General features: G+C 50.9%; 12 protein-coding genes. 4 read left to right on the top strand and 8 right to left on the bottom strand.

Features of this window, described 5'->3' with window-relative positions; all coding sequences use genetic code 11:
- Positions 1-159: 159 nt before the first annotated feature.
- From MPF33_08950 to MPF33_08915, 8 genes are all read right to left on the bottom strand, one after another.
- Positions 160-435 (bottom strand): hypothetical protein, encoded by a 276-nt coding sequence (locus tag MPF33_08950; protein ID MCI2415349.1) that lies wholly within the window; start codon positions 433-435, stop codon positions 160-162.
- 173 nt (positions 436-608) lie between these two features.
- Positions 609-800 carry a hypothetical protein gene (locus MPF33_08945; protein MCI2415348.1) on the bottom strand — a complete coding sequence of 64 codons (192 nt, stop codon included), beginning with the start codon at positions 798-800 and terminating at the stop codon, positions 609-611.
- Between the two features lie 74 nt (positions 801-874).
- Positions 875-1,117: an MBL fold metallo-hydrolase gene (locus tag MPF33_08940; GenBank protein ID MCI2415347.1), complete on the bottom strand. Its 243-nt coding sequence runs from the start codon at positions 1,115-1,117 to the stop codon at positions 875-877.
- Positions 1,118-1,277: 160 nt separating this feature from the next.
- Positions 1,278-2,447, bottom strand: coding sequence for a cation:proton antiporter (locus tag MPF33_08935; GenBank protein MCI2415346.1), 1,170 nt, complete (start codon positions 2,445-2,447; stop codon positions 1,278-1,280).
- Between the two features lie 385 nt (positions 2,448-2,832).
- Positions 2,833-3,633, bottom strand: a complete 801-nt coding sequence (locus MPF33_08930) for a hypothetical protein (GenBank protein ID MCI2415345.1) — start codon at positions 3,631-3,633, stop codon at positions 2,833-2,835.
- A 94-nt stretch (positions 3,634-3,727) separates the two neighbouring features.
- The gene (locus tag MPF33_08925) at positions 3,728-5,527 is read right to left on the bottom strand and encodes a cbb3-type cytochrome c oxidase subunit I (GenBank protein ID MCI2415344.1); all 1,800 of its coding nucleotides are present in this window, start codon (positions 5,525-5,527) and stop codon (positions 3,728-3,730) included.
- Positions 5,528-5,724: 197 nt separating this feature from the next.
- Positions 5,725-6,198, bottom strand: coding sequence for a hypothetical protein (locus MPF33_08920; protein ID MCI2415343.1), 474 nt, complete (start codon positions 6,196-6,198; stop codon positions 5,725-5,727).
- Positions 6,191-6,412, bottom strand: a complete 222-nt coding sequence (locus MPF33_08915; protein MCI2415342.1) for a hypothetical protein — start codon at positions 6,410-6,412, stop codon at positions 6,191-6,193. The genes MPF33_08920 and MPF33_08915 overlap by 8 nt, the downstream gene beginning before the upstream one ends.
- Before the next feature lie 480 nt (positions 6,413-6,892).
- Here MPF33_08915 and MPF33_08910 point away from each other — a divergent pair, with 480 nt between their 5' ends.
- The 4 genes from MPF33_08910 to MPF33_08895 all read left to right on the top strand — a co-directional run bounded on the left by MPF33_08910 (position 6,893) and on the right by MPF33_08895 (position 10,363).
- Positions 6,893-7,495, top strand: coding sequence for a quinol oxidase (locus MPF33_08910; protein MCI2415341.1), 603 nt, complete (start codon positions 6,893-6,895; stop codon positions 7,493-7,495).
- 12 nt (positions 7,496-7,507) lie between these two features.
- Positions 7,508-7,756 carry a hypothetical protein gene (locus tag MPF33_08905; GenBank protein ID MCI2415340.1) on the top strand — a complete coding sequence of 83 codons (249 nt, stop codon included), beginning with the start codon at positions 7,508-7,510 and terminating at the stop codon, positions 7,754-7,756.
- Positions 7,753-9,423: an ethylbenzene dehydrogenase gene (locus tag MPF33_08900; protein ID MCI2415339.1), complete on the top strand. Its 1,671-nt coding sequence runs from the start codon at positions 7,753-7,755 to the stop codon at positions 9,421-9,423. The genes MPF33_08905 and MPF33_08900 overlap by 4 nt, the downstream gene beginning before the upstream one ends.
- 64 nt (positions 9,424-9,487) lie before the next feature.
- Complete coding sequence (locus MPF33_08895) at positions 9,488-10,363, top strand: hypothetical protein (protein ID MCI2415338.1); 876 nt, start codon at positions 9,488-9,490, stop codon at positions 10,361-10,363.
- Positions 10,364-10,409: the final 46 nt, after the last annotated feature.

Below are 10,409 nucleotides of genomic sequence, written 5' to 3'. Positions count from 1 at the left end.
TACCCTTATCCTAGGAATGAAGTAAGGATAGCCCAAGTAAACCGTGGAGACGCCAAGAGACCACAAAGTCTTGGTGAGGTGAGATGCTAAAGTTCTGTAAATGAAGAAGCCCACGGTAAAAGCTTGAATACTCTTTCCCTTTCCCTCAACACTTCTTCCCTAGCCCCTACTTGATGCATCTCGAAAGGGATTGAAAGTGAACGACACCTTGATTGCCCCGCCCTGCTCCCCCCTCCTCCTTGCGACGAGGACAACAGTATAGCAGGAGCCGTGCTTCTTCAGCTCGACCACTTTATCGTTGGCCATGGCGTTTAGGTCGTCGAGGGTGAGGTCCTTGATCTTCTTCTTCAGCTTAGAGAAGCTCGCCCGCCAGTTCCGCTTCCTAAGCTCCTCCATAACCCTTCCCTTCTTCTCTTCTAATTGCAACTTATCCATGTTTGTATTTATTCAAATCAAGAGTTTTTATCCTTTTATGATCTCGTTACGCTATCTTTACCTCGTCGTCCTCGACGCCTCGCCGTTGACTCTCACACCAGGAACGTTGAGGAGCTAGGCCCGTGGGAGACGTAGACCATGGAGGGCTTCAAGGACTTTATCCTCTCCACGCTCTACCATATAGAGCTGTAGTCTTCGTAAATTGACGGGAGCTTAAGCCCTCTCCTAGTCCCCTGGAGCGTGTCCCCCACTATTACCGCGTTCAGTTCTGACAAGTAGAAGGAGACGGAGTCCTCAGTGTGGCCAGGGGTCTTCAGCATTTCCACTCCCTTCACTAGCTCCCCCTCCTTAAGTGAGAAGTCCACTTTTACTGGCTCAAACCCCCTGAGGAAGAACGGCCTGTCCAGGGAAAAGAGGAGCTTTAGTCCCAGCCAGTGGACTACCGGTTCTCTCCCCCACCTTCTTCTAGAAACCTCCTGCCTCCGTCCTCTATGCCGAACTTGGCGTTTAAGGACTTCCTGAGCTCCGAGGCACTCCCAATGTGGTCGCCGTGGGAGTGAGTGAACACCACGTAATTCACCTCTTCTCTCCTTTTTCCTAGGTTGTCCAAAGTCTTGAGCATCTTCTCTCCGCTACTCTTAAGCCCCGCGTCAACAATCACTAGTCCTTCTTCGGTGTCCAAAGATGAAGGACTTCACGAAGCCGAGGTTTACTTCGCGTACCCTCATATGTGGTAATTGCGGCTGGAGGAATTAAGGCTGAGCTCCCGTGAGAGCGCTCGTCAAAAGCCTCTTTGGACCAGTTGCACTATAGCGTTAAGTCGGGAGCTTGACCAACTCCTCTCACTTAAGCCCCTTTGCCAGGTACTTGAATGTCACTGCCCCTATCAAGGTGGTAAAGATGGACATGAGCACGGTGCTTCCGAACTCCATTTGATCGAGCACACCAAGGGAAGCCCCCAGGGAGGCGACCACGAGGCCCGTCTCACCCCTCGGCACCATGCCCACCGAGACCAAGTTGGCAAGCTTGAGGTTCCTCAGCTTGAGGTAGGCAAAGGGGAATACCCCTAGCCACTTGAAGGCCACTGCGACTCCAGTGAGGGCTAGCGAGAGCTCAACGGTCTGCAGGCTGACCTCCAACAGGTTAACCTCTGCCCCAGTCACCACGAAGAACAAGGAGCCGAAGACGCTCAAGAGGACTTGGCTTACTTCCTTCACCTTTTCGCTCTTGGAGCTGTTGGCCAGCGAGACCCCAGCTATGAAGGCGGCGATAATTGAGGAGAAGCCCAAGGAGACCATGACCAAGGTTAAGCCGAAAAGGAGGAGGAAAGGGAACTCCTCCACGTACTTCTCGCTTATCCTGTTCGCCACCCTAGGCACTACCACCACCGATGCCACGAATATCACGACCCACATGAGGACTAGCTCTGAGACCCTGAACGCTACCCCCTGGAGGCTCACTGACTTAGCGCCCAATAGCGTCAAGGCGAGGGAGAGGAGGACGAGGTCTATTACGTCATCAGAGGAGGAGGCTGAGAGCAGGAAGTCCACGTGCGAGCCCCTCAGCTTCTCTTCCTCGATAATCGACACAACTGCAGCTAGGCTAGTTGCCCCCATGGCTACGCCAAGGAAGGTCGCGGAGTCCCTACCCAATGGGGCAGAGAACGCGAAAAAGGCAACCGCAAACGGTAGCAGGGCGCCGAACGTGGCACTTAGGAAGCCTAAGGACCCTCCAGACTTTATCGGGGACACCCCGTGCTCGAGCCCAGAGGCAAATATGAGGAGGATCACCGAGAACTCGGAGATGAAGAGGACATAGGGGGTGAGGGAGATGAGCGGGTAGCCGAGCAAGGAGTTCACGAGGTAGCCAAGGGCGTAAGGACCTATCAGCATCCCGGCCACTATCTCTCCAACGATGTAGGGCAAGTTGTACTTGGCGAGGAGTGACTTAACGGCCTCAGCAACGAAGATGAAGAGGGAGATGTCAAAGAGGCTCACTATGTCCTGTTCCATACGCAATAGTCCTCGTAAGTCCTTTAAGCTTATCCCCACGTTGCCTTACCACGAACACTGCAGGCGCAGTGCTGTAGATGGCCTAACACTCGACTGAGGGAGTCTCCGGGTAGTTACTGGGGCTCTAATGAGTCGGTTTCATCATCTCCTCGCGTTAACTTTAGGTGGGTTTTCTCCTTTTTCGTTCCAATCGAAACCATAAACTACACATTTCATAGATAATTTTATTGTGATGATGAATATTCTTAAAAATTGTTACAGACAATGTGAGAAATCCATGGATTTTTTAAACACTTTTTCTCATTTTAAGGCTTTCAACAAGGTATTATTTCCCTTTTTAATTGAGGCTTTACGTTAAGTCCTAGGAGAACTTGAAAATTTTTATTTACTCGCCTTTCTTTAAATATCTAGAAACGTTCTGGAACGTCTTGGACAGAATGGCGTAGTAATAGAGCACCATTGTCACTACGATGTCGACGTCGTAGGGTATTGGCGTGACGAGTAATAAGGCCGTGGTGATTAATAGACTTGCGTAGATGTAGGTCCAAAGCCCCCTTCCCTTGAAAGAGTACGCAAATCCGTACCCTGAGGCCCCTAGGGAGACAGCCACGGCGAACGGGAACCACCCCTGGGTGTTGAAAGCCGTGGGCGGGAAGGACGTCACGCCTACAAGCGGCAGGAGCTGGGGGAACTGCTCGCCCTTCAAGTAGTGGATCAAGTAGAAGCCCAGCATCTCCGCCATCATTGGGTAGAAGAACCAGTAGCTGTTTACAGTGTAGTAGAAAGACCCGTAGGGAGAAGAGAAGAGCTTGGGCCCGAACTGGGCGAGGCCAAAGGCTGTGCTCATGAACACTTCGTTTGTCACCAAGAGCAACGAGACGGACATTGTGTTTAAGGAAGTGTGGGTCAGCTTCTTCTTCTGCATGTCCTCCGCTATGGCGAAGAAGTAGGTCAAGAGGCCCAGCATTACTGCCATGTTCACACCGAAGGCCACCGCCAGTGACGTGTTGCTTGGGGAGTACAGATAAACGGAGGCCCCCACGAACATGGTGAGCATCATGGCGAGGCCGAAATAGGCGAAGAACATCCCAACGTACGTCCTTATCCTCACTATGTAGAAAAGGATGAGGAGGATGACAGCCACCATACCGGAGGCGACTAGGGAGAGCAGTACTAGGGGCGCCACAAGTAAGATATTGCAGGAGGTTACTTAAATATTTTTCACTAAAAAACTAATAAAAAGTTATTAAAGAAAAAGAAGAAAATTCTTCAATGAATTATTAAGGACTACTTCGGCCTAGTTTGGGGTCCTTGGCCGAGTCCAGCTTCGCCTCGTTGTCCATAGCCTTAGCTTCCTTGGTGCCCTCCGAGGATCTCACCCCCTCTGGTCTGGAGACCCCGCTTGACCTCGTCACCGTTACTCTGTCGTACTCGTGTGCTACCCTGCTTATCATTCCGTCAGCTGGCAACGCCACGGGCAACTCCTCGTCCTTGTAACCCTCTCTCCTCAAGCCGTATCTCTCCATGGCCACAGTTATCACTGCCCACATCGGTATGTCAGTCTCCACTACCCTCTTCCCGTACAGCAAGGTCAAGATGAGGTTGTAGGCGAACACTATAGTGGCGAAGCCGGCTAGCCAACCTCCTATCATTATCAACTGGTAGTAGGGCTCGTAGAAGGCTGCCCACGCTACTTCCCTCCTTATTAGCCCGTAGAAACCTCCTATAGCGGAGGCAGTAACGAACAGTCCCATCCCTGCCTGCCAACCCCAGAAGTGTAGCCAAGCTAGCTTTTGGCTGTACCATTCCCTGCCCCATAAGTAGGGCCCTACCACATACAGCACTCCCAGTAGTCCTCCCACAGAGTAGAGGGCCAGCATTATGTGGAAGTGGCTGAAGATCCAGCCGGTGTTGTGGATTGTTGGGTCTACGGCTTGCACCGGGTTAGTGGGCTCTGCTTGTATGCCTCCTATGATGTTCCACACGGCAGCAGCATAAATGAATGCCAGTCCTACGTCCCACTTGAGCTTCCTCGGGTCACCTAGTGTGATAAAGAAGAGCAACCACAGGGCGGCGAAGGGTATTGCTATAAGGGCCGTAGAGGTCTGGGCAAATATGTCCCTCAGTATAAGGGGCCACGGATCGTCACCTAAGTGGTGTACGTATACGCTACTGCCTAACACGAAGAGCGTGGGTATTAACCACCTTGCAAATCTGTAGCTGTATAGGGGCCTCCTTGCATAGATTGGGACTACGGCTAGCGTGGCCCCTGTCAGAGCGTAGGGAGCAAAGTAGACTAGGGGGTGGTCTGCGAACCAGAAAAGACCCTTCCACACCTCAGCGTTTGGCACTCCAAACACGTTTATCCCTAGACCTCCTATTGGCGACAACAGTGACCATATGACGTCTATGAACACCGATATGTTGGCCAACGCCATCATTATCATGTCCATTACGATGAAGCCTATTGACACGGGGACCAGTTTGCCCTTGATCCTGCCTATGAAGGACGTCCCTATCACGGACGCCATCTCCATCCATTCGCCTATTATCATTAGGGCGTAGCCCACGTACCACGTTGGAGAGTCTTTGAGTGGGTTCAAGAACGTGAACAAGTACTGGTTCTCCACGCCTCCGAAGTTCATCATAAACAGACCTATTGTGGCTATCCACAGACCGACGTTGGCGACCTTTGGCCACTTTATCAGCCTAGTCCCGTTCACTGCGGGTATTACGTAAAAGCCCACTGCAAACACTGTGGAAAATACCGCGCCAAAGATCATGTCCATGACGTGGTTCGTCATAGCCTGGAAGTAGTACTCTGAGGTTACTATGACGGGTACTCCAGTGGAGGACAGACCTGCCTGGGACCTTAGGATCAGCGCGAACGCGCCGCCTATGAATAGCCACACTATTCCTACGATGACGTTCTTCAGCGCCAGCATCCTGTATTCCTCACTGTAGAGGGCCTTCATTAGCACGTTTCTCTTGGCTTCCCTCTCCTTCACCTTATTGTACTCGGCAGCCCACTCCAGTAGTTTCTCTTGTTCTAATCTTCTGATCTCCTCCCTAGACGCCATAATGTATCTGCCATATTATGAATAAAAATAAACTTAAAAACTTTGCTCTCAAAGTTAGTGCAAACAACGATAATTAGTGAAAAAGTTCAACTTGAGTTGAGGAGGCCAAGAAAGGAGTTGCGGAAACTTCCTCATTTGTAGGAATTGGTTTCTTTCATTTGTTTAGGAAATATCAAAAAACGGTAAGCTGGTTTCTCCTAGCCTACGTTTATCGTGAAGTCCATTCCGTCGCTGAGCGCTACCACGTAGATCCCAGGCCAGAGCCTTGGCGTGGGTATGAGGATTGTTACGTAGCCCAAGTATATGTTGCGAGTTTCCTCAAATGCTTGAACTATGGACCCGTTAGGTGCTGGGGCCCACACTAGGATTAAGTAAGGCGGGTTCTGGACTGAGTAGGTGGAGTTAAAGAGCCCAGTCACAGTTACCCTCTGCGAACACTCGTTGTTTATGGCCAGCATCACCCCCGTTACGTTTTCCCTCGCCAGACTACCTTGGATGGGTTCGTACACGAGAACCTCGAAGGTGCCGTACTTGTAACTACTCACAGACATGGACTGCGACTTGACGAAGGAAAAGAAAAGCCCCTTATCGAGGAAGCCCAAAGCGAGCACTACAATCGCTGAAAGCGCGAGAGCCAAAAAAACCTTGTACTTTCTCTTCAACTTACTCACGCTTGAAGATCCCCCCTGCCATAATTAGCGCTAGGCCCACGATAGCCAAAAACTCCCCTGCGTAGTCCATCATTCCTGGGGTGTAGCTGAAGGCATACGGGACTGGCTTAAGCAGGCTCATGGAGTAGATTACCTCAATTATTATGGAGACGGCGACTACAACGCCTCCCGCGAGTATTAGGCCCCACATTTTGACGTTCAATCTGACCCACAAGAAATCTTCAATTGGGAGAGTATTTATACTTTTCTGACTAAATTCTAATAATTTATGATAATAACTTTCTTTAATCGGCAAGCTCTAGGAGCCCCTTGAATTAGTGAAGTAAGCGCGAAAAGTTGCAGGTATAGCATATAATACTTTGGGAAAAATTGGAAATAATGTTTTAAAGTTCTGCATGCATTCAAGTTGATGATGTTTAATATATAATATAACCTTTAATTTCATAAAAAGCGAGGTTATAATTTGAAATTTCAAAGTAGCGGTACAGAACGCTTAAGCATGTAGTAACATAGAAATATCTTTTTTGATACAAAGCATAACACCGTTTAAGAAGTTGACGTCCAGTGGTTCTAGAAACTAAATAATTATTTTGAATGTTTATTAAAAAAAGCTAAATTGTTTTTTACCTTTAACTTTGAAAGTAAAGTTTATAAATAGCCTTATGCTGATTCATTAGCTAGTGAGGTAAGTGTTATGAAACGAGCCACAGTTATAGCCCTGTTCCTACTCTTGGTAATGGTGGCAGTCATATCCCTAGAAGTCCAATACGACTCCTACGACTACATAGGCTATAACCCCACAAACAACGCAGGCGTGGGAGTTGTCCACGCTTCCTTCGCCAACGCCTTAGGCTCCTATAAGGGCCCATACGTCATAATATACGTCACCGGACAGCAGTGGCACTGGGACTTCTACCCCCACGACAAGGTCTACACCAACTTAACCGTGGTCCCAGTGGACGAGCCCGTGGTGTTCGTGGTGCACAGCATTGACGTCTTCCACGAGTTCTTCGTGCAGAGCGCCACCTCCAACTTCACCATCTTCAACTTCGGAGCAGAGGCAGTCCCAGGCTACTACTCCTACATAGTACTGGTCTTCCCACAGCCCGGCGTCTACCACGTTGCTTGCGCCGAGTACTGCGGTACCGCTGCGACTGGCCTAGGCCACTCTTGGCTGGTGGGCACCATCATAGCAACCTCCAACGCGACCCTGGCTTCGGAGATCACCGGAGGAGTAATGCCGCAGGGGACGTGGGACCCCAACGTGGTGAGCGGTAGTGGAGTTGGAGGTTATTAAGGGGTGAGCAGGATGGCGACTAAGGTCTTCCTATACGTAGGTGCACTCCTAGTGGTCTTGGGGCTGATATTAATGGCAGTGGGAACTAGGACAATAACGTACCAACACGAGGTGTTCACGGTGAACGGCATGACCCTCGGTGCACCCGCCACGACGCCCAATTACTTCGTCAACTTCGTAGGCTTAGCCATTTTCCTTTTTGGTCTCGGTGGGATAATCGTCCACATGGAAATGATCAGGCTTGGAGGTAATAGGCAATGAACGGCTACATGAAGTTGTTAATAGCTGGCACAATAGCATTTTTAATAATGGTAGGTATAGGTTTTGGACTAGATCAAGTACTCAACGCCTCTGAGGTGTCATCGAGTACCATAACAGCCTACTACGTGCCAAACGCCCATCTAGACGAGGGCCTTCCGGGCCAGGAGGCGTTCTGGCAGACGATACCTTGGACTGCAGTGCCACTAGTGCCTACCGTACCAGTCCCAGACGGGATATCGGGGCACACGAAGACGGTATACGTCAAGGCAGCTTGGACCTACGTCGATGGGGTGCCCTACATATTCATACTAATGAAGGCCCCCGTGGTGGGCTACGAGTCCTGGTTAGCGTGTCCTGAGACCACCCCTGACGGCAAGATATGGGCGCCCTTCGCCTTCGAAGGGCCAGTGGGGTGGTGGGACGTCAACGTCTCCTTCAGCTACTCAAACCAGTCCGTGGCTAACGTGAGCTATCTACCTGCGTCTGAGGTCGTCCAGTACCCACCAGGGACGGCGCTGGCCAACCCCGTGCAGATAATAGTGCTAAACGAGAGCGGAAAGCTTGTAGGGGAAGTAATGGGGGCTACCCTGCCCAACGGAGAACCGCTCAATAACGGACAGCCAGTAATACTCAGCCACTTGTACTTGAACTACAGCGGAAAGATAATAACGTCCTTGAGCCAGTTCCTCAGCATGGGCTTGAACGACACCACTTGGGCCCAGTCGGCGTACAACGAGTTCTACCCAGAGGACACGGCGGGCTACGTGTCACTGTTCTACAACTCCACCTTTATGTACCCCGAGAGGTTCGCAATAATGTGGCTTCTCGGAGGAGTGCCTAACGACTGGACGCAGATAGCCTACACCCCGCACATGATGCCTGGCACCACTGGAGCACTCTCCGCTGGCCAAGCTGAGGTCTGGGTGTTGAACAACAACCCAAGGGCCAACAACACACAGGACTCTGGCTACCCTGGCCCAACCCTGTTCAGCAGAAACTCTCCACCGCCGTATAAGCACTACCCGCAGTACAAGGACCCACTGAACTTGGGGTACCTGCAAAATCAAGGAATATTAGCTGACATGTATACTAATGGCTCTTCACTCTACTACATAGGCGGTATACCCTTCATGGGGTTCCCGTACATCAACACCAAGTACGTGTCCACCTGGCAGTTCATGCAGTTCGTGGCAGGCACTAACACAACCCCGATCAACGTCACCGCCCTATGGAACCCCTCTGTCGTCGCAACTGGTTTCACCTTCTACAACACCCCAACAGGGCCATGGATGAAGGCGGAGTTCGCCAGGACCTTCACTACCTATGGAGTGTCTGGAGGACAGGGAGAGTCCAGGTACCAGATCCAGCTACAACCCGGCCACACTTACTGGGTCGCCTTCGCGGTTTTCCAGGGAGGTGCGGGAGAGTCGGTAGACTTCAAGTCCATATCGTTCTGGTGGAGGATATACATACAGCCCGCTACTCCTAGCTCCTCTGCCTTAGCGCCGTTCTTCGTGTTTAGCACTGTCTCGACACCGGCCATAGCGCTTGCCCTAAGCAGGAAAACCGTAGCGGACAAGGCACTGCTGACCTTCCTCCCGATAGTCAAGAAAGTAGTGATGTCCTTCAAGTCCAAGCTAAACTACGACAGGGTGGGCCAAAATTAGCGTTATACCGAACCTTAAGGGATTCAAGGTTTTTTTAGGCTACTTCTACGCGTTACTTGTATTTTTGGAGTTATTCTTCAACAGGGAATTCCTGATCGGAGTCCTCCCCCTGGGTATGGCGGGAGTGTCGCTCTCAGTCACCAAGGTATTTTACATGCTCTACTTGATAGGTGGCGTTTCCTTTGGCTTGATCTTCTTCCTCCAGTTCGCCATAATGTTCCTCGCCCTCCTCGAGAAGGGGTTGTCGCGAACGGTGAGGTCGCTGGTGGCGTCAGTGATGTCGATAACTGCCGTGTTCGACATAGCCCACGTAGCTTACGGCCTCGACAACACTGCCTTTAACCAGCCAATTGCTTCTTCCCTGGTGTACGTTGTACTAATAGTCTCTACTGCGTTGCTGGCAGTTAAGGACGTCAACAGGAAGGTGCTTTACGCAGTGCTGGTGCCAGACGTGGTTGCATACCTCCTGTTAATAGGCCCCTGGTTAACCCAGATGACACTCAACTCGGCCTTTGGGACCATCACTGTAGCGGCGTCTAGGATACTGCCTTTCTCCATACTTTTTGCCGGTATAGCATTCACGTCACTCGCAGTAGGAAAAGTTAGGTACGTCTACCCCTTGGCTGGTCTCCTCGTCTCTGTCCCCATTGCCTTAATAGCTTGGTTCAACGCAGTCCCTGGCATAGCCTTCATGCTCGGCTTCACCTTCCCCTACATCCTAGGCATAATGGGCATAAACGATTACTTCCCGCCCATATTCTTTGTGGTCGCGTGCGTGACCATGGCCACTGCAATAGGGTTAATGAGGAGGAAGGACAAAGCTGTGGCAGTACCAGCACTGGCCCTCCTTGGAAGTGCACTGATATTCGACACTGTGCCCTCGACCACCTACCTCCTCTTCCCGCTGATCGCGGTGCTGCTGTCGGCGTTTTATAGCTAGATAGTCCCGCAAAATTTTTAAACTATATTAATCACTTTATTTTTGA

Source organism: Candidatus Aramenus sp. CH1, assembly GCA_022678445.1.
GTDB lineage: Archaea > Thermoproteota > Thermoprotei_A > Sulfolobales > Sulfolobaceae > Aramenus.
Note: the sequence above shows the minus strand (reverse complement) of the source record. Positions and strands in the feature narration are given on the sequence as shown.

Excerpts from the sequence above, each read along its gene's own strand:
- MPF33_08950 (MCI2415349.1), bottom strand. The coding sequence starts at position 435 with ATGGATAAGTTGCAATTAGAAGAGAAGAAGGGAAGGGTTATGGAGGAG.
- MPF33_08935 (MCI2415346.1), bottom strand. The coding sequence starts at position 2,447 with ATGGAACAGGACATAGTGAGCCTCTTTGACATCTCCCTCTTCATCTTC.
- MPF33_08925 (MCI2415344.1), bottom strand. The coding sequence starts at position 5,527 with ATGGCGTCTAGGGAGGAGATCAGAAGATTAGAACAAGAGAAACTACTG.
- MPF33_08910 (MCI2415341.1), top strand. The coding sequence starts at position 6,893 with ATGAAACGAGCCACAGTTATAGCCCTGTTCCTACTCTTGGTAATGGTG.
- MPF33_08905 (MCI2415340.1), top strand. The coding sequence starts at position 7,508 with ATGGCGACTAAGGTCTTCCTATACGTAGGTGCACTCCTAGTGGTCTTG.
- MPF33_08900 (MCI2415339.1), top strand. The coding sequence starts at position 7,753 with ATGAACGGCTACATGAAGTTGTTAATAGCTGGCACAATAGCATTTTTA.